The 20,849-nt window shown below is 28.9% G+C and carries 18 protein-coding genes; 3 read left to right on the top strand and 15 right to left on the bottom strand.

What is annotated here, in order from left to right; genetic code table 11:
• Positions 1-63: 63 nt before the first annotated feature.
• The 8 genes from grpE to gpr form a co-directional block, all read right to left on the bottom strand.
• Positions 64-600: a nucleotide exchange factor GrpE gene (gene grpE / locus C3E90_RS06880; RefSeq protein WP_236914926.1), complete on the bottom strand. Its 537-nt coding sequence runs from the start codon at positions 598-600 to the stop codon at positions 64-66.
• 58 nt (positions 601-658) lie between these two features.
• Positions 659-1,699 (bottom strand): heat-inducible transcriptional repressor HrcA, encoded by a 1,041-nt coding sequence (gene hrcA, locus C3E90_RS06875; protein ID WP_236914925.1) that lies wholly within the window; start codon positions 1,697-1,699, stop codon positions 659-661.
• A 109-nt stretch (positions 1,700-1,808) separates the two neighbouring features.
• Positions 1,809-2,945 (bottom strand): radical SAM family heme chaperone HemW, encoded by a 1,137-nt coding sequence (gene hemW / locus C3E90_RS06870; RefSeq protein ID WP_236914924.1) that lies wholly within the window; start codon positions 2,943-2,945, stop codon positions 1,809-1,811.
• Between the two features lie 53 nt (positions 2,946-2,998).
• Positions 2,999-4,810 carry a translation elongation factor 4 gene (gene lepA, locus C3E90_RS06865; protein ID WP_236914923.1) on the bottom strand — a complete coding sequence of 604 codons (1,812 nt, stop codon included), beginning with the start codon at positions 4,808-4,810 and terminating at the stop codon, positions 2,999-3,001.
• A gap of 96 nt (positions 4,811-4,906) precedes the next feature.
• A complete protein-coding gene (locus C3E90_RS06860; RefSeq protein WP_236914922.1) occupies positions 4,907-5,155 on the bottom strand; it encodes a hypothetical protein in 249 nt (82 codons plus the stop codon).
• 44 nt (positions 5,156-5,199) lie between these two features.
• Positions 5,200-5,748 (bottom strand): signal peptidase I, encoded by a 549-nt coding sequence (lepB, locus tag C3E90_RS06855; protein WP_236914921.1) that lies wholly within the window; start codon positions 5,746-5,748, stop codon positions 5,200-5,202.
• Between the two features lie 64 nt (positions 5,749-5,812).
• Positions 5,813-6,961: a stage II sporulation protein P gene (gene spoIIP / locus C3E90_RS06850; RefSeq protein WP_236914920.1), complete on the bottom strand. Its 1,149-nt coding sequence runs from the start codon at positions 6,959-6,961 to the stop codon at positions 5,813-5,815.
• Between the two features lie 87 nt (positions 6,962-7,048).
• On the bottom strand, positions 7,049-8,023 hold the full coding sequence (gpr, locus tag C3E90_RS06845; protein WP_236914919.1) for a GPR endopeptidase: 975 nt from the start codon (positions 8,021-8,023) through the stop codon (positions 7,049-7,051).
• Between the two features lie 140 nt (positions 8,024-8,163).
• On the opposite strand from gpr, the gene rpsT reads away from it, so the two are divergent.
• Positions 8,164-8,439, top strand: a complete 276-nt coding sequence (rpsT, locus tag C3E90_RS06840) for a 30S ribosomal protein S20 (RefSeq protein ID WP_236914918.1) — start codon at positions 8,164-8,166, stop codon at positions 8,437-8,439.
• A 36-nt stretch (positions 8,440-8,475) separates the two neighbouring features.
• Here the strand turns inward: rpsT and holA are convergent, their stop codons facing one another.
• Entirely contained in the window at positions 8,476-9,540 is a 1,065-nt protein-coding gene (gene holA / locus C3E90_RS06835) for a DNA polymerase III subunit delta (protein WP_236914917.1), read from the bottom strand.
• Positions 9,518-11,986 carry a DNA internalization-related competence protein ComEC/Rec2 gene (locus C3E90_RS06830; protein ID WP_236914916.1) on the bottom strand — a complete coding sequence of 823 codons (2,469 nt, stop codon included), beginning with the start codon at positions 11,984-11,986 and terminating at the stop codon, positions 9,518-9,520. The genes holA and C3E90_RS06830 overlap by 23 nt, the downstream gene beginning before the upstream one ends.
• Positions 11,987-12,224: 238 nt before the next feature.
• Between C3E90_RS06830 and C3E90_RS06825 the strand changes: the two genes are divergently transcribed.
• On the top strand, positions 12,225-13,421 hold the full coding sequence (locus C3E90_RS06825) for an alanyl-tRNA editing protein (protein ID WP_236914915.1): 1,197 nt from the start codon (positions 12,225-12,227) through the stop codon (positions 13,419-13,421).
• A 73-nt stretch (positions 13,422-13,494) separates the two neighbouring features.
• Here the strand turns inward: C3E90_RS06825 and C3E90_RS06820 are convergent, their stop codons facing one another.
• Positions 13,495-14,559 carry a hypothetical protein gene (locus C3E90_RS06820; RefSeq protein ID WP_236914914.1) on the bottom strand — a complete coding sequence of 355 codons (1,065 nt, stop codon included), beginning with the start codon at positions 14,557-14,559 and terminating at the stop codon, positions 13,495-13,497.
• A 614-nt stretch (positions 14,560-15,173) separates the two neighbouring features.
• Complete coding sequence (locus C3E90_RS06815) at positions 15,174-16,928, bottom strand: N-acyl-D-amino-acid deacylase family protein (protein ID WP_236914913.1); 1,755 nt, start codon at positions 16,926-16,928, stop codon at positions 15,174-15,176.
• A gap of 227 nt (positions 16,929-17,155) precedes the next feature.
• Between C3E90_RS06815 and C3E90_RS06810 the strand changes: the two genes are divergently transcribed.
• Positions 17,156-17,338, top strand: coding sequence for a hypothetical protein (locus tag C3E90_RS06810; RefSeq protein ID WP_236914912.1), 183 nt, complete (start codon positions 17,156-17,158; stop codon positions 17,336-17,338).
• A 127-nt stretch (positions 17,339-17,465) separates the two neighbouring features.
• Here C3E90_RS06810 and C3E90_RS06805 read toward each other — a convergent pair whose 3' ends face one another.
• The 3 genes from C3E90_RS06805 to C3E90_RS06795 all read right to left on the bottom strand — a co-directional run bounded on the left by C3E90_RS06805 (position 17,466) and on the right by C3E90_RS06795 (position 20,752).
• A complete protein-coding gene (locus tag C3E90_RS06805; protein ID WP_236914911.1) occupies positions 17,466-19,013 on the bottom strand; it encodes an ABC transporter substrate-binding protein in 1,548 nt (515 codons plus the stop codon).
• A gap of 364 nt (positions 19,014-19,377) precedes the next feature.
• A complete protein-coding gene (locus C3E90_RS06800; RefSeq protein WP_236914910.1) occupies positions 19,378-20,328 on the bottom strand; it encodes an ABC transporter ATP-binding protein in 951 nt (316 codons plus the stop codon).
• 85 nt (positions 20,329-20,413) lie between these two features.
• Positions 20,414-20,752: an oligopeptide/dipeptide ABC transporter ATP-binding protein gene (locus C3E90_RS06795; RefSeq protein ID WP_336513016.1), complete on the bottom strand. Its 339-nt coding sequence runs from the start codon at positions 20,750-20,752 to the stop codon at positions 20,414-20,416.
• Between the last annotated feature and the right edge of the window lie 97 nt (positions 20,753-20,849).

The following is a 20,849-nucleotide window of genomic DNA, read 5'->3' as shown; positions in this document are numbered from 1 at the left end:
GAGTTAGTGGTTCCTAAATCGATACCAATTATTTTTCCCATATAAATTCCTCCTTAAAATTATTTACTTAGCTACTTTAACCATACTAGGTCTAATAACCTTATCATTTAGCAGATATCCTTTTTGTAACACTTCTAATATAGTTCCTTCTTCTTCGTCTTCAGTTTCTTCTGCAAAAACTGCATGGTGAAAGTTAGGATCAAAAATTTCACCTATACATTCAATCTCTTTAAGGCCATTTTCATTAAGCACTTTTAATATTTGATTATATATCATTTTTACACCTTCATAGAACCCATCTTCTTCTTCTACACTTTCTAAAGCTCTATCAAAATTGTCTAGTATAGGCAATAATTGTTTCATTAACTCTTCTGCTGCATAAGTATAAATTTTTTCCTTATCCTTTTCAACCCTATTTTTATAATTGATAAAATCTGCTTGTAACCTTAAAAGCCTGTTGGCTAAATCTTCTACTTCATTATCTTTTTCATGAATATCCTCAGGCTTTTCATCCTTCAGTTGATCCTCATCAATGGAATCTTCCTTTTCTACTTTTTCCTCTTCCATTACTTCTTTTTCTAATTCTTCTTTTTTTTCCATCTAATCACCCTTTTACCTATTTTAAGTTTTGATAGAGTGTAATCTAGATTACACTCTATCACTTACCCATTAACATATTCAGAATTTCTGTTAAATTCATGGAAAATAGTTTCAATGAATTTATTGTTGTAAAATAGTCCATTCTTGTAGGACCAATTACCCCAATTTTACCAATGGTCATATCACCTAATTTATAGGTAGTAGTTATTAAACTGCAATCCTTTATTGGATCATATATATTTTCATCCCCTATTGTAATTTCTATTCCATTTTCTATAGAATCGTTTAAAAGTATATCTATTAATAAATCTTTATCTTCAATAAAGGATATAAAAGATTTGGCTCTATCTAAATCCTTATACTCGGGAAAATTGAAAATTTTTGTAACTCCATCTGCATATACCTCAACATCATCAATATCTTCTAGTGATTTATTAATTATGGGTATAATATTGTCTATAATCTCTTTAAATTCATATATTTCCTCAAATATCCCATTTTCCATTGCTTTTCCTATATCATCAATAGTTAATCCTTTTAGTTTATGATTAAGAAAATTTGATATTCTATTCAGTTGATCTCCTGGTATATATTGTCCAATCCTAAATATAGTGTTTTTAACAATGCCTGAATCCCCCACTAACACTACTAATATTTCACTATTATCAATAGGTATTAGTTGAATATGTTTTAGTTTAATTTTTTTTAATTGAGGTGATATAGCCAATGCAGTATAACTAGTAATTGCTGATAGTATCTTGGCAGCGTTCTGGATTAGTTGATCTATCTCTTTAGATTCTCTGGTCAATATTCTTTTTATCTCTTCCTTTTTCTTCATATCTATCTTCAACTTTTCTGCCTTTAATAACTCATCTACATACAATCTATAAGCTTTATCTGAAGGAACTCTACCTGCAGAAGTATGAGGTTTGTTCAAATATCCCAAATCCTCTAAATCTGACATTTCATTCCTTATAGTAGCAGAGCTTACGCCTAAATCATATTGTTTTGATATTGTTCTTGAACCAATAGGTTCAGCTGTTAGTATATAGCTATTTATTATAGCATGTAAAACTTTTATCTTTCTATCATCCAACATATTTATCACCTCAGTATTTATGTTTTGGATGCTTGTTAGCACTCTTTAGTCTTGAGTGCTAATCTTAAATTATCATATATATAAGGCCTTTGTCAATACCTTTTTTATATTAAGGCAATAAATCTACATATACAATATTAGATAAATCTAATCCTTTAGGGGTAAACCTTATCCATTCATCATCTATATGCAATAAACCCCGGTTTTTATATTTAACTAATACATCTTCATATATATCTTCCACCTTAATTTTGAATCTTTCTTTAAAAACATTCTTGTTTATACCCTCTATCAACCTCAATCCCATTATAAAATACTCAGCTATCTCCATTTCTTTATCAATATGTTCTTCTCCATCAATGGGATATTTATTTTTCTCTAAACTGATAAAATAATCTTTAAAATTATTATAATTCCAAAACCTTTTATTGTTTATATTTGAGTGGGCAGCTATTCCAAAACCTATATAGGGTTTTAATTGCCAATAAAATAAGTTATGTTTACATTCTATTCCCTCTTTAGAAAAGTTTGATATTTCATAATGATTGTATCCTTTACTTTTAAGAAAACTTATTCCATAATGGTACATTTCTCTTTCTATTTCCTCATCAGGTAATTTTATTCTGCCTTCTTTATACCACTTGTTCATTAATGTATTATCTTCTAATATCAAACTGTAATAAGAAATATGCTCTACATCCAAATTAACTATCTCTTCTAAAGTTCTCTCGCAATCTTTTAAAGTTTGATTAGGTAGTCCATATATTAAATCTACATTCACATTTTTAAAATTTAAATTCCTCATCAACTCAAAACTCCTATAGAAATCCATAGAAGTGTGACCTCTTCCTATTGATTTTAAAAGATTGTCATTTAAACTTTGTACACCAATACTTATTCTATCAATCCCATATTCTTTATATAGCTTTAATTTTTCTTCGTTCAAAGTTCCAGGATTAGTTTCTATTGTTATTTCTTCTATCTCATCAGAATTAAAAGTTTTATAAATATGTTCTAGTACCCTTCCTATATGTTGGCCCTCTAAATAAGAAGGAGTACCACCACCGATAAATATAGTTTTAACAGTATATTCTTTTAATATTTCTTTGTACTTTTCTATTTCCACTATCAAATAATTTATATATTTATCTATTTTATTATATTGATTGGGAAAAGATACAAAATCACAATAATAACATTTACTGCTACAAAATGGTATGTGTACATATATTCCTAGTTCTTTCATAAGGACCTCCTTGCTCAAATTGGATAAATTTAATGCACACATTTGTGTGCATTTTATTTTTCATCATATTTTAATACAGCTAGAAAAGCTTCTTGAGGTACTTCTACAGAACCAATTTGTCTCATTCTTTTCTTTCCTTCCTTTTGTTTCTCTAGCAGCTTTTTCTTTCGAGTAATATCCCCACCATAACATTTTGCCAATACATCTTTTCTAAGAGCTCGTACAGTTTCTCTTGCAATTATTTTAGACCCAATAACTGCTTGTATAGGTACAGCAAACTGATGACGAGGAATTTCATCTTTTAATCTTTCAGCTATACTTCTTCCTCTTTCATAGGCTTTATCCCTATGGACAATTATTGAAAATGCATCTACTAACTCTCCGTTAATCAATATATCTAATTTAACTAACTGGGATTCTTTATAGCCTTTAAGTTCATAATCTAAAGAAGCATAACCTCTTGTTCTAGATTTTAAAGCATCGAAGAAATCATATATTACTTCATTTAATGGTAAATCGTAATGCATTACAACTCTGGTTTCTTCTAAATACTCCATATTTATAAATGTACCACGTCTATTCTGACATAGTTCCATTACAGCACCTACATAATCCGTGGGAGTCATTATAGAGGCAGATACTATAGGTTCTTCCATATATTCTATTTCAGTCTCTTCAGGTAAATTGGTAGGATTTTGGATAGATAGAATTTCTCCTGTTTTTGTCATTACATTATATATTACACTGGGGGCAGTAGTTACAATATTTAAATCAAATTCTCTTTCTAATCTCTCCTGAACTATTTCCATATGGAGTAATCCTAAAAATCCGCATCTAAATCCAAATCCTAATGCAGCGGAGGTTTCTGGTTCAAATACTAAGCTAGCATCATTTACTTGTAATTTTTCAAGGGCATCTCTAACAGAGTTAAAATCCTCCCCTTCAGCAGGATAAATTCCACAATATACCATAGGTACTACTTTTTTATATCCTGGAAGTGGCTTGACTGTTGGGTTGTTATGATCTGTTATGGTATCTCCTACTCTTGCATCTTTTACATTTTTGATACTAGCTACAACATATCCTACATCTCCAGCTTCTAGTTGATTAACAGGAATCTGCTTAGAAGTTGTTACACCAACTTCTGTCACCTCATAATATTTATTTGATGACATCATTCTTATCTCCATACCCGGTTTTAATACACCATCAAATACCCTTATATAGGACACAACTCCTTTATAACTATCATAGTATGAATCAAAAATTAATGCTTTTAAAGGTGCATTTTTAGAACCCTTTGGAGAGGGTACTTTTTTTACTATTTCCTCTAAAACAGCTTCAATATTTAAACCTTCTTTAGCAGAAATTGATGGAGCTTCCCCTGCTTCTATACCTATTACATCTTCTATTTCTTTTTTTACTTCTTCTGGTCTGGCACTAGGTAAATCGATTTTATTTATAATAGGTACAATCTCTAAATCCTGTTCTAATGCTAAATATACATTTGCAAGAGTTTGGGCTTCTATTCCTTGGGTAGCATCTATGATTAACAAAGCTCCCTCACAAGCTGCTAATGATCTAGAAACTTCATAATTGAAATCTACATGTCCTGGGGTGTCGATAAGATTCAAAACATATTCTTCTCCATCTTTAGCCTTGTACTTAAGTCTTACATTTTTAAGCTTAATGGTTATTCCTCTTTCTCTCTCTAAATCCATACTATCTAGAACTTGATTTTGCATCTCTCTAGATGTTAACAATCCGGTTTTTTCTATTAGTCTGTCAGCAAGGGTGGATTTTCCATGATCGATATGAGCAATAATAGAAAAATTCCTTATATTGGTTTGTTTAACATTCTGCATATTTTTCCTCCTTAAGATGTTACAATAACTCTAAATTATAATTATAACAGATAAATACATGGAAGTAAAACAAAAGACCAGCATGTTCTGGTCTTCTTAGTAGGTTTTTTTGAATATTTTCAAGTCTATTAAATAACTTTTACCAAACAAATATATTTTCCTATCTTTAATATTCAATCTAAATATTACTGGATCTTTCAAATAATCTAAATAAACTATATTCATATTTACTACTCTTATTCCATAATACAATATAACTAAAGTAAATACAATAATAAATAGTTTACAAACTTTTATTCTTTTTTGTTTCTTTAATAATTTTCTTTTCTCAACTCTAGAACTCAAAAATACCACCCTGATTATCTTTCCTAATAAGGATTAGTTTTATACTATTCTAATTTCCCAAATCGATTGTTGAAAGGAAAATATCTAAAATTTGTTATCCCTTTAATAGAATCTATAGGTATATAACCAAAATATCTACTATCCTTACTAGCTCCTTCGTCTCTATTATCTCCTAAAACAAAAACATACCCTTCAGGAATTTCCCAGTAATTCTCTCCATATATATGGGTATAAGCATCTTTTTCTATATAATCTTCAACTAATATTTTCCCATTTAAATATACTTTGCCATCAATTATAGCTACCGTATCCCCTCCAATACCTATTACACGCTTTATATAATCTTTGTTTGAAGCATCAGGAGCTTCTAAAACCACTATCTCTCCCCTTTTAGGCCCTGAAAAATATAATGGTATTTTATTTGCAAAAAGTCTATCCTTTTCATATAGAGTTGGATACATAGAATTCCCTAATACATAAGTAGTGTTAAATATAAAAGACTTTATTAATATAGCTATTACAATAGCTAATAATATACTCTTAATCCATTCTATAGCTTCATTCTTAGCTGTTTTATTATTATCTTCTTCCATAGTTATTCATCCTCCATTCAAATTATATTATTATTATAGCATTTATAAAAATTTAAACAAAGGTTTATTCTTGAATGTTATCTATAGCTATGCTTAATACTTCTCCCAATATCTTAGCTGTTTCCATGGCCTCTTCCATTGTATTTAAATTGCTTCCTACTTCTATCAAAGCTGAATAATCTGAAATAAATTGATTATATTTCCCTACTGGTTTTATCATAATCCCTGTACATAAACCTGGGTAGAGAACATCTGTAACAGCTTTTATATATTTAGCAAAGCTCAATACTGCTTCTTTATTAGGAGAATCTGGCCCTATTACAAAATAGAAAGTTGCTACTTCCTTTCCATCTATATCTATCTTAGATTTTTCTATTAGATTTTTCATGTTTTTAATGACTTTAGGGTCATTATGATCATGTCCATCCCTATGGATGTCTAATAATATCTTGAAATTGTTGTTTTCATTTATTTTTTCATTTACTGTCTTTAAAGACTCGGTATAAGATTTGTTATAAGAAGGCACATCATGATATTTACTTACATGCTCTACTTTATGTCCATAATCTCCTAATGCTTTAGCAATAGCTTCTCCAATGGTAATTACATTGTAATTTTTATTGGTAGTATGATGACTATTATTCTCTAATGATGAATAGGACTCTGTTCCATGAGTATGGTATATAAGTATATAAGGTTTTTCCTTATCTATTTTTAATGGATTGATATTTAAAGGTTTAGGTATATTTGAATAAGATACATCTCCTTTAGAATCCTTTATAATTATTAAATCTTCATATTCTTCCAGTCTATCAATTATAATAAAATCTTCAACTATCGATGGATTGTTTTCAACATCCTTTTCTTCTATTTCATCATCATGAACAAATCTTGAATCATTCTCCTTAAATAACATATATGGAAATTGAGATTTCATAAAACTATTTAATTTATTAACCAAAGACAGGTTCTTATTAAAAGCTTCATTCCAACTACCCATATATTGTTGTTTTTTATGTAAATTAATAATAGAGCTTGTTCTACTAAAAAAGGAAATGAAAATATTTCCATCTTCAAAATAAGATTCATCCATACTAAAAACAGGTTCCGCTTTGTCTCCTATTGTATTAATCAACATTGTACCAATATTGAATACTAAAAGACATACTAATGCATAAATTATATAGGTATTCCTACTATCTTTTTCCTTCATAAAAACACTCCTTAAATTAAGTATTCAATACATAGATTATATTCATTTTTAACCTTATATATGATAGTTGTTTTAAGGAGTAGTTTTTTATCTAATATATCTATTGACATCTTCTAAATCTATACCATGATGGAGGGCTATATTCAATCCATTAGCAATTATTATTGACAAATCATCAATAATTAAATCAATTTCTTTTGGAGTAACCACTACATTGGGCATAAAAGGTTCTAATACTTCCTTTATAAGGGAATATTTTTCCTCATTGGATACCTGTTCAAGAGTAGCATAAAATTCAGTTCCAACCTTTGCCACATTTTTCATAGAACCTATTATTAATTCCATAGTATCATTCACCATTGTAGCTGCATCTACTACCGTTGGAATCCCTATAGCTAATACAGGCACCCCTAAATATTCTTCATTTAATCCTATTCTTTTGTTGCCTATACCACTTCCTGGATTTATACCTGTATCTGATATTTGAATCGTTGTACTCACTCTGTCCATTTTTCGGGAGGCTAAGGCATCTATTGCAATAACTAAATCAGGATTGGTTTTTTCCACTATTCCCTTAACTATTTCTCCTGTTTCTATTCCAGTTAACCCCATAACTCCTGGAGAAATAGCAGATACATTAGCTACCGTTTCATCCTTGTCTTTATTGTAGGCAATAAAAAATTGTCTTGTTACTAAAACTCTATCTACTACTTTAGGTCCCAAGGCGTCGGGGGTTACATTCCAATTTCCTAAACCCACTATCAAAGTTTTAGTATCTTCATTGGTTATACCTATTCCTTTTATTTCCTTTGCTAAAAGCTTGCTTATCTCATCCTTTAAATCCTGATCCGTATTTTTTAGTTTAGGCACATCAATGGTAATATAAATCCCTTTTGGTTTACCTAAATGCTCTGAACCCCTATCGTCTAAAACCTTAACCCTTGTTACAATATAATCTTCACCTTTCTCTTCTTCCACATCCACACCTGGCACTTCTTCATTGTTTTTCTCCTTATATAATTCTCTGCTCTCTATTGCTAAATCTGTCCTAATTTCCATCATTTCAAAATCCTCCTTAATTTTGATACTAGTATTATTTTTCTTCAATTGTCTAATTTTATGTATAATAAGCTTAATTATCCTTGCTTTTTATCCTCCTTCATGGTAAAATATCTTTTGTTAAGATCGAGGAGGTGAAATCATTGGCAAATATTAAATCTGCAGAAAAGAGAATCCGAACTACTAAAAAAAGAACTGAACTAAACAAAAGTAGAAAATCAGAAATCAAAACCTATATTAAGAAATTTGATTTAGCTATAGACAATGGAAATATTGACGAAGCTAAAGAATTGCTTAAAATTATAGATAGAAAATTAAAGAGAGCAACTCATAAAAATGTTATTCATAAAAATGCCGCTGCAAGAAGAGTTAGTGTTTTAAGTAAAAGATTAAATAATAAAATAAACGAAGCTGTATAAAATAAAACTTCGGCAATCCCGAAGTTTTTTGTTTGCTTAAATTTTAAAACATAGATTAGTCAATAATATTTCCAAAGCCAATCTATCATCTACAGAAGTAGTTTTTATAATCTTATCCGTTTCTAAACAATGAAGCATTGCCCTCTCTAATTGAGGAACTGTAAAATTATTGCTTTGATTTGATACCTTCTGGTATTCATATCTAGATAAATTCATCTTACTATATATATCTCCTTCAGAATAACCTTTAAGCCTTAACACTTTATAATTAAGCATATTTCTCAATTGTCTAACTATCATATGCAGTATGAATAGTACCGGTTCATTAGAAATATACATTTCATTAAATAACCTTATAGCATTTTCTCCGTTTTTTTGACTTATGCTATTTAATAAATTAAATACATTCATCTCTAATGGTTTAGCCATTAATAGGTTTATAATTTCTCTATTAACTTCTTCTCCATTAGACAAATAATTAGAAATTTTAATAATCTCATTTTCTAAATCATATAATGTTCTATTGCGATTGGAATCAAAATATGAAGATTGTTGTAAAAAATAATTAATATTGGGTTTAGATATTTTTTTGTTATAGTTTTTGAAGCTATTTTGGACCCAATTATCTAAATCTATCCCCCTTAGTTTTGTAAATTCCACTATACCTCCTGCTCTATTTATGGCCTTATATAGGGCATTTGATTTTTTTATATTTTTGTCCTTTTCAACAAATAAAAGGCATAAATAATCCTCTAATTCTTCAACATATTTGGTTAATGGATTTTTTGAAGGAGGAAGATTCCATTCTTCTGATGTAGTCCCCTCTTCCCTTTTGCTATTAAATAAAGGTAAATCATTAATGATTACAATTTTTTTCTCCGACATAAAAGGAAGCGTTTCACAAGCATTAAAAATTATATCAAAATCTATTTCCTTACCATCTAATACTATGTAGTTTAAAGGCTCAAAAGATTTATCAATAAATATATCTTTTACAACATTTAATGTATAATCAATAAGATATTCTTCTTCTCCATAGAACAAATATACAGGTTTTAAATTCTTACTTTTAGCTTTATTAATAAATTCCTTGTAGTTCAACTTTCTCCATATCCTCCTCAGTAAGCAAAAATTTTATTATTATTTTATATGATAAAATAAAGTACATAATTAAATATATGATATAGGAACTATTATCCTTTACTATATCTATTATACTCCATCTTTCTTTTAAAAAGGGTGTTACTTTATATTCCTTTCTATTTAAAGTTAGATTTATTAACCCCAATTCATCAGTCCTATATATTTGGACATTATTCTTTCTATATCTATCCATTACTTCTTTGTGTGGATGTCCAAAGCTATTATTCCTACCAACAGAGATGAAACCCATATTTGGATTTAATTTATTTAAAAAATCCTCTCCTGAAGAAGTATTGCTACCATGATGAGGTACTTTCAAAAAATCAATATTAGTATCTAAACTACTGATTACATTTTCTTCTCCTAACCTTTCAATATCTCCTGTAAATAAAACCTTCCTATTATAATAGTTCAATAGTAAAACTAAAGACAAGTTATTATCTGTACTATCCAAATCTTTCAATATATTATCATTAGGTCCAAGTACATAAATATGAATATTTCTGTCAAGTTCAAGGCTATCCCCTTTCTTTAATAATGTAATGGGAATATCTTTTTCAAAAGCCTTTTCCTTAATCTGCTGATAGAAAGTATTGTTTTCTCTTTCATATCCAAAGTAGATGTTTTCAATTTTAATATTATCCATTAAATAAGGCAAGGTTTTACAATGGTCTCCATCAAAATGGGAAATAAAAACTCCTTTAAGTTTAAATATTCCCCCTTTCTCTAGATAAGGAAGTAGAATGTTTTTCCCTACATCAAAATCTCCAAAAATACTTCCACCTGTATCTATTAAATAGTTTCCTCTCTTAGTTTTTAATAAAATACTATCACCTTGTCCTACATCAATAAAATCTATAGATATACTAGAATCAAAATTCATAGAAGCTGTGTTTAAAAGTATTAAAAATAAAAGGTAAAAAATTATGGCTTTATTAACTCCTGTTTTAAGGTTTCTTAGATCAATAATCCTAAACAATATAAAAACTATTAAATAATATATTAATATTCCAATTATAGATGGAGAAGAGACTCGTAAATTTAATACAGGGAAATAGTTTAATATCTCTACGCTTTTAGATTGTATTTTTAATAAAGCATTTATTAAAACACCAATTGAATGGGATATATTACTACTAATAAGGGAAAAAAACATTAAAAAAATGCAAAGGATTAAACAAATAGTAAATATAGGGACCAATAAAATATTAGGTACTATACTAATAATTGGAATCCTGTTGAAATAATAGGCCAATATTGGAAACAATCCAATTTGAACAGATAAAATCCCTGTTATTGGTTTGATAATAACACTATCTTTTGAATATAGCATTGGGCTAAGTTTATCTGTAAAATAAATTATAAAAAAAGTAGCAATAAAAGATAATTGAAAACCAACACTAAAAATCCAAAATGGATTAATCACAATGGATATAAACATGGCAAAAAACAAGGTGTTTATTGAATCATAAGGTTCTGCCCATAGTTGGGACAGTAATAATAAAGAAAACATTATATTCGCCCTCAATACAGATGGAGGGTTTCCAATCATATATCCATATACCCAAATGATACCAATAGTTAAACCAATATTAATTTTCCTATTCACTCCCATATAAGCAAATAATAAAATAAAAAGGCTAGTTATAATTCCAATATGTAATCCTGAAACTGCCAATATATGTGCTAACCCTAAATCCCTAAATTGTTGAATACTATTTTCATCTAAATAGGAATAATTTCCTAATAATATAGCTTTCATCAAGGAACTATTCTTTTCTGTTAAGTATAGGTCTAATACTTCTTCTACCATTCTGATAAACCCTATTTTAAGTCTAAGTAATATATTTAATTTCCCTATCCTAACATCTAATACTGAATAGTCCTTTATTGTTATTGTAGTATATATATTATTAGATAATAAGTTTAGTTTGTAATTAAATAATTTGGGATTTGTATTCGGTAATGGTTCTTTTAAAATCCCACTGAATATAATCATATCCCCTAGCTGAAATTTTGTATCTCCTAAAACCTTTAATAGGGTTTTTTCTGAGACCTCTATGTTTTTCCCATTATCATTTATACTATGAATTTGTACTACATATCTACCTTCTTCTGTAGTAGATTTCACGTCCTTTACTGTTCCTGTTAATTCTATAGGTCTATTTGCATATTTGATTAATTGACTACTCTCAATTTTAACACTAGTTACTAATACACCTAATAAAAAAAATGAGATGAAAATAAGAATTGACATTGAATGGTTTAATTTCAAACCAATCAAATTAATTATTATAGTTAATACAAACAAAGATAATATTAAATAGATGTTTGTGTGAATATAATAATAATAAACAACCCCTAATAACATTGGAATAGTAAATAAAGCAAAAGGCCTCCTCATTATTTCAATCCTTTTTCTTTCTATTCATTCTATTTAAAGACCATATTACTAATATCATCCCCAACAACACAAACATACCACCAATAGATTGTCTATCCATTTCTATTTCCTTTCTAAATTAATATAATACTAAATTCCTCAATTAGATTATAGCATAGGAAATATAATTATTGTTGTTAGTTTTAGTCAAATAATGATAGAATAGTTATAATACATATTGTAGGTAGGTGGTGTAAAGATGACTGAAAAAATTTATTTAGAAAATCCATATTTACGTCAAGTTGAAGCTAGGATTATAGAAAAAAAGTATATGAATAATAAGTACTATATTAAAACTAACAAGACTATTTTTTACCCAAATCTTGCTGGTGGACAGCCTGGAGATAAGGGAACTATTAATGGAGTTAAGGTATTAGATACCTATGAAGATGGGATAGACATTGTTCATGTAGTTAAGGATAATATCCATAGCGATAGGGTGCTCCTATCCATTGATTGGAATAACAGATTTGATTATATGCAGCAACATTCTGGCCAACATCTTCTATCCTCTGCATTCTACAAATTATATAACGGCGAAACTGTTGGTTTTTATATAGGGAAGGAATACGTTTATATTGACATTAATATTCCTGAAATAACTGAAGATGAAATAGAAAAAATAGAGGAATTTACCAACAAAATAATCTTTTCCAATTTTTCAATCAAGACTTATATCGTTGAAAAAGAAGAAATGAACAAATTACCCGTTAGAAAAGACCCTATAGTTAATTCTAATATTCGCATTGTAGAAATAGATGGAATTGATTTTTCACCTTGCTGTGGTACACACTTAAGAAGTACAGGTGAAATTGGAATGATTAAAATTCGAAAGGTAGAATCCTATAAGGGTAACATTCGGGTTGAATTTGTCTGCGGTAACAGAGCGTTAAATGATTACACTTGGAAGAGCAAATCTATTAAAGATATTAGTAATCTATTATCTTCTAAAGATAAAGATGTTTATGATAGGGTAGAAAAATTGTACCATGCAAAAGAAAGCTTAGAGAAAGAAAATAGACATTTAAAGGAAAAACTATATGAATATATGGCAGCAGATTTGATAAAAGGGTCCAAAACAGTAGAAGGTATAAATTTAGTATTTGAAAAGTCTATGGACATGGAATTTAAAGAACTTCAGAATATGCTTCCCTTTATTAACTTAATTGAAAATACCATAACCCTCTTTGGAGTAAAAGGCAATGATGCTGGACAGTTTATTATAAGCAGAAGTCATAATTTACAGATGAATATGAAAAAAGTTTTAGAAGAAGTGTCCAAAAGCATAGATATTAAAGGAGGAGGTAGCCCTCAAACCATACAAGGTGGTTGTCCAATAGATAAACTGGATGAAACCTTAAATACCTTTTATGATAAGGTTATAGAAAGTATTTAATTATTGATATGGAATAATGCATCTAAATATACTATCAGGAACCTAGATTTAATATTAGGTTCCTGATTTTTTGCTAATCAATATATTCTAGTATCTCCTTCAATATCCTTTCCCTAGTCTCATTTACTCCATTATAATCCACCGTAGGTTTATATGTCTTTTCCAAAATCTGATGATTTTTTCTAGCATTTGATAAATTGAAGGTAGCCTGATTAATTAATAGTTCATAAGCTTCATAATCCTTTTTATCCATTATCCTTTCATCAAAATATTTATTTAACTTTACTATTTTATAAGCATTTTCTAATCCATTACTGTTTGAAGTTATACAAGTATTTATGTCCTTTATTATCAAAGATTCTATTCTTTCAGGAATAGTGGAATTGTGATAAATTTCCATATTATAATCTCTGATTTTACACTCCTCTATTAACCTTTTTAACAATGTGGATTTACCCGTTCCTATTTCTCCTTCTATATAGTAATTGGTTTCCATTCCTTCTAGAATAGTTCCAGTATAATCTGTAAAACCATCTGGTGTATTAGCATTAGAAAATAGATGTCTTTCTTTAAAACTCAACTCTTCCCTATTTTCTGCTTTTTTAGAAAATATTTCATCTATCAATATCCTAGTATCTTTATCTACTCCTTTAAAATCTACTCCTAATTTATTGTTTTCAACTATTATATCATAAACAATTTTAGCTGATTTAAAATAGGCAAAAGCTTTTCCATAAGCCTTTTTATTGTTCTTCCTTACCCTTATTATTTCTTCTTTAGCTTTGTATAATTTTTCCCTATCGATAAACTGGGCTAAATCTATTAATCTATCCGTTAATCCAGGATATATAGGATCAATCATATGGGGAGCAGTACCATCAACGATGCCAATGCCTAGTTCAGTGATTACAACCCCATCTATAGAATTAGGATCTGAAGGACAGTGATGGAATTCAATATCATACCCTTTATCCAAAACCTTTTCTCCTATATACCTCATTAGTGAAGACTTGCCACCTCCTGGCATCCCTTTTAATATATAAAGTTTATTTCTACCTGGCCCCATTATATTATCATGAAGGGAATGAAATCCATTAGCAGTATTTCCTCCGGTAAACATCCTTCTAACTTTCGCCATAGCAAAACCTCCCAAATAGTTTATATAATATAATTTATTCCTTTAAGGTTATTATGTGCATGGAGATGAAAAAGAACTCTTGGAAGAGTTCTAGGGATAAAGCTTATATTATGTTTTTCTGCATAATATGTAAATAACGTTCAGTAACTGACGGTCAAAGACCGCCCCTACATATTGACAAATACCGTATCGTAGGGGCGACCTGTGGTCGTCCGATTATAACCCATGTTTCCTTTAATTTTATGGTATATATTGCTCTTCAATTCTTGTTACATACCCATCCTTTGTATATACATTGTATAAGGGACTGATGCAGGAGAAACTCCTGGAACTAATAAAATATATAAAGCTCAACCGTTATACAGCCACTATTAGTATTAATAAATCTGCATTAGTTGCTGATGGATACAAAATAACTTTTAATTAATGATTAATATAATAAAATAGCTTCTACTATTATAGAAACCATTTCATGATTGATTCAATTAAACCTTAAAAAGATTTAATTCAATTTTTTAATTAAATTACCTATCTAGATTTTCATCTATGGAATCTATTATAATCTCATCAATAGCACTAATAGTTGCAAAAGTTAAATGCCCACAAAATATATTTTAAAGACTCTTTCTAATTACTTTTCCTGCCAAATTACCTGTATGATTACCTTCTTCAACCACAATTTTACCATTAACTAAAACATATTCTATGCCTTCAGGAAATACTCTTGGTTCTATATAGTTTTCATTTGTTTTTAGGTTGTCCATATCTATAATAAGAACATCAGCTTTATATCCTTCTTTGATAAAACCTCTATCATTTAAGCCTAAAACCTCGGCGGTTTTCCCTGTTGCTTTTCTTATAGTATCTTCAATTCTTTCCATTCCAAGTTCTTTTATATATTTTACCATTGCACAATAAGTGTTTGGAGTTGGAGCAAATCCATGTTTTTCATCTAACGAATTCCATGGTCCCTTAATATCTAAAGCAAAAGTATCTGTAGAAAGTGTTGCTTGAGAATGCCTTAGAAATTCTTTTACAATTTCCATATTCATTTTTTGTGATATTGAATATACTTTTACATTAGGATCTTCAATTAATAAATCAAATATAATTTCTACAGATGATTTTTTGTTTATTTCTGCTATTTCTTTAATTGATTTATTGATATAATTTTTATTTTTTGATTCAATAATTGTTATAAACTCATCCCAATCTGGTGAAACCACAGGATTGATGGAATGAAACTTACCTGAATTAATCATTTCTATTAATTGTATTTTATAGTCTTTAACTTTTAAGTTATTTATAAATTGTTTTAAAGACCCTGATTGTTTTATCCAAGGCGTAAAAATTGCTGATAAATTGGGAATTAGTATAATACCACATACTATGTTAGGTATTACATCAAAAGCAGCTTTTACACCATCTTTTAAATACTCATCTATTACTTGTAATGTAGCTTTTGCAGCTGACTTCATCATAAAATCATTTTTTGATGGAAACACATCAAAACCTGAGGATAGATGAGATAATTGTACTTGTACATCTGCTTGTTTACCTATTTCTAAAATTTCAATTATACCATCAATTTTCTTTTGTTTTTTAGGCGTTCCAACTCTTAATCCTGTTTTTCTCCAATGTGCTGCATAAATTCCATCATATTTTTTAATTTCTTTTGCTATTTCAAGAAGCTCTTCAAAATTACAATAAATTCCTGGAGCATAGTCAAGTCCTACAGATATTCCATATGCTCCCGATTCCATAGCCTCTCTTACATATTCTTTTATTTTTTTGAGTTCTTCATCTGTAGCAAACCGTTTGCAATCCCTTCCCATTACTTGTCCTCTAATTTGACCATGTCCTACTAAAGGTATATAGTTTGCTGATATTCCTTTTTCTTCTACTTTATCAAGAAATTCACCAAAAGTTTTCCAATTAACATCTAAGCCATAAACTTCTTTTAATTTGCCTTTTATTTTTTCTATTGGGTACATTCTCTCTGGTGAATATATATAAGGCTCTATTTCATCTAAAATATCTATTTCATAATATTTAGTAATCCAATACTTATCAATTGGAGCTGGGGAAAGCCCACATTGTCCTCCAACTATAGTAGTAATTCCTTGCATAATTTTACTTTCCATTTTAGGATAAATTAATAATGTATCATCCCCATGTGAATGCATATCAATAAAGCCAGGTGTTATTGATTTACCCTCTGAGTTTATTACCTTATTAGCATTATTATCTTTTAAGTCTCCAATTTTTACTATTACTCCATCCTTTATACCTATATCAGCTATATATGAATCTTTTCCTGTACCATCAATAACTTTTCCATTTCTAATTATAATATCAAAATCTACCATCATTTACCCCTTTCATATATTTTGTACGCTCTCAAAAAGTCTAAGAGCTTTATTTTACTTTGTTTTAAGAGTTAGCTTTATAGCTTTACCCCTATTTTTTTAATAAAATTAGTGTTGTTATTTCCAGTTATATCTTGATAATAGTTACATATTTTATAGCTTACTTTTAAACGCATTATCCTCCAAAATAGTATTATGTTAACTAATTCTATTTTGGAGGGTTTTTTATGTTACGTGATTGGAAACTTCACAAAAATTATCAGCAAGAACTTAAACTTAGGCTTTTGCTTTATCAAAGCATAGAAAAAAGGTTGTCCAATCACTACATTATGCGTTTTTCAAAGTTCATTGTATCTTTTCCCAAGATTATCTATATTTTACTTGAAATATCCATCTTTAATTTAACTTAGCTATTTCCAGTTATTTTTCGGGACACTTCAACTTTTAAAATTATTTCTCATTTAATTATAGATAAGATTGCATATATGCACAATATTATCATAGTTTCTTACTTAAATTAAAAACAATTTAACTTTATTACCAACTTAAATCAACCACTTTTACTGTTCCACAATCTATATGTCTAATTTTTAAATCTTTATCTGCTGCATACACCCATATTGGAAAATATAAAGGCACTATTACTGCATCATCTACTAATATTTGTGCTAATTCTTCATATATTTTAAGTCTTTCTTCCTTGTCAAGAATTTCTTTTCCTTCACTAAATAATTCATCTACTCTAGGATTATTATATTTTGAAACATTTAAAGCTCCAGTTGACAAGAAACATCTTGAGAAAAATTCTGCATCTGTTCCTACTGTTACGCCGAGAATACCCATATCATAATTTCCTGCCATAATATCTTGAATATATGCATTTTTTTCACATACTTCAACTTTAGCAGTTATTCCTATCTTATTTAAATCTTCCTGTATTATTTCTGCAACCTTTTTTGTTGACCCTTCCATTGTTTTTAAAGAAACTTCAAAGCCATCAGGGTATCCTGCTTCTGTTAGAAGTTCTTTTGCTTTTTCAATATTATATTCATATCCTTTAACATTTTCAGAATATCCAAAAATTTGTTTATTAAATATACTATTAGTTACTTCTCCCATTCCTTCCTCTGCTATTTGAACTATTGATTCTTTATCAACAGCATAGTTTATTGCCTGTCTTACTAAAAGATTATTAAATGGTTCAATTTCGTTGTTCATTATAGTATAAGATAATCTTATAGATTCAAATTCATGCGTTGTAAGTTCAGGATTATCAATAATACTTTGTCTTGATATCATTGGAATAACATATGCAAAGTCTACTTCTCCCGTTTCTAATGCTATTAAAGTTGTATTCGGATCTGTTATTACTTTATAATCAACATTTTTTATTGATGCTGGACCTCTGAAGTATTCATCAAATCTTTCTAATACAATTCTTTCTGCTATATCATGACGTACAAATTTATATGGTCCTGTACCTACTGGGTTTTCGCTATAAGCTTCTCCACCTTCAGTAACTGCTTTTTCATTTAAGATATATACTTGATGCATAGATAATAAAAAAGGAGCATATGGTTCAGTAAGTGCAACCTGAACAGTATAATCATCTATTTCTTTAACATCTTTTATCTGTGAAGTTTGACTTGCCAAGTATGGTGATGCTTTAGCTCGATTTAGTGAAAAAACTACATCACTTGCTTTTAATTCTTCGCCATTATGAAATTTGACACCTTTATTTAATTTAATAGTCCATATGGTATTATCTTCACTAATCTCCCAATCTTCTGCTAAACAAGGAATAATCTCATCAGAACTTTCACCTAATTCAACTAATGTATTATAAATATTTGTATATACATTACCATTAGTTGTTGATGCTAAATAATGTGGATCAAATGTTGTTACATCAGCTTCTATAGCTATAACAACACTATCTTTTACTGGTTCACTTGAACCTTCTGATCCTGCACTTGTTTTACTTACTTCATTTTCTTCATTTTGATTGTTAGTTTGACCACATCCTGCTATAAGTGATAAAAGTAATACTAAAACTAATACATAAATAATTTTTTTATTTCTCATTTTTATCCTCCTATTTCCATATTTTATAATATAATTCTAATATCCCCTGTTTTTGATGTAATTTCTATATTTTTCATTAAATTTTGATAGAATATTAGAATTATAATTAACTAAATTAATTTTAATTTATTCAACAATTTTACATACTTAATATGCTATAGACTAAAAATAAGTCTATGTTTACTTTTTCTACTATTATACTTATAAAAACCCTAGATAAGTTTCTCACCTTTATTATTCTCTTATATCTCTCTAAATCACATGTGCTATCAATGTGTCCTAACATTCCTTAGTACTCGTATAATTTAGTATTCAAATATATAAAAAAGCTGTTTTGCTTTTCTAACAAAAAAATTGTAATAAATTATCCTATAAATTTACATGAAACAAAATGATCTTTTGACACTTCTTTTAATATAAGGTCTGTCCCAGTACATTCTTCTTTTGCTAACGGACATCTTGGCGCAAATCTACATCCTGGGGATGGATTTATTGGAGATGATACTTCTCCTTTTATTACTTCTCTTTTTTTACTTCTAAAACTTAAATCTGCTACAGGTATTGCACTTAATAAAGCTTTTGTATATGGATGTAATGGATTTTTAAACAGCTCATTACTTGGTGCTTTTTCTACACATTGTCCTAGATACATTACTGCTATTTCATTACTTATATGTTTTACTACTGATAAATCATGTGTTATAAACATGTATGTTAATTGCATTTCATCCTGTAAGTCCATAAGTAAATTAAGCACTTGTGCTTGTATTGATACGTCTAATGCACTTACAGGTTCGTCACATACTATAAATTGGGGTTCTAACGCTAATGCTCTTGCTATTCCTACACGTTGTCTTCTTCCACCATCTAATTCATGTGGATATGCGTTTATCAGTCTTTCTGATAATCCTACTGTTTCCATTAGTGAAAATGTTTTCTTTTCTATCTGTTTTTTGCTTTTTAGTACCTTGTTTACTTTTATTGGCTCTGATATTATTTCACTTACTGTCATTCTAGGATTTAAAGATGCATATGGATCTTGAAATATGATTTGCATCTTTTTTCTCATATCTCTCATTTTTCTTTTATCATAGTCTAATATGTTTTTACCATCATATAGTATTTGTCCGTCTGTTGCTTCTAAGAGTCTCAACACTGTTCTTCCTAATGTGGATTTTCCACATCCTGATTCCCCAACAACTCCTAGGGTTTGTCCTTTATTTATTGTTAAATTTATTTTATCTACTGCATGCAAGTTACCGTAAGGCGTTTGAAAGTATTTTTTTAAGTTCTTCGTTTGAATTAAGGGCTGCATATTGTACACTCCTTCGTGAAATTCGCAATATTTTTTCTATAACTTTATAAGACGCTAAAATAGTGTGTTTTCCTATTTTTTTATCTTAATAAAGGTGGCATTTTATCTTATGACCATTTTTATCTATTACTGGTGGTTCTTCAGTCTTACATTTGTTCATGCATTTTGGACATCTTGGATGAAATTTACATCCTTTTGGTAAATTTGTTGGATCTGGCATTAATCCTCTTATTGGACTTAATCTATCTGTTTCCCTTGTTAGATTAGGTATTGCACCGAAAAGTCCTACTGTATATGGATGGTGATTTTCTGATTCATATATGTCTTTTACTGTTCCGTATTCTAATATTTCTCCTGCATACATTATTGCTACTTTATCACACATTTGAGCTACTACTCCTAAATCATGTGTTATCAGTATCATTGCTATTTAGCCCCCTAACCGTTTTGGACAATCACACACGATTATAGTAAAATATAATCAACAGGAGGTTGCCAGAATGAGAAGCAAAAATACAAGA

Origin of the sequence: Clostridium sp. Cult2 (assembly GCF_021655075.1) — a bacterium.
Lineage (GTDB): Bacteria > Bacillota > Clostridia > Tissierellales > Tepidimicrobiaceae > Schnuerera.
The sequence above is the reverse complement of the archived record's forward strand: the minus strand, read 5'-3'. Positions and strand labels throughout refer to the sequence as shown.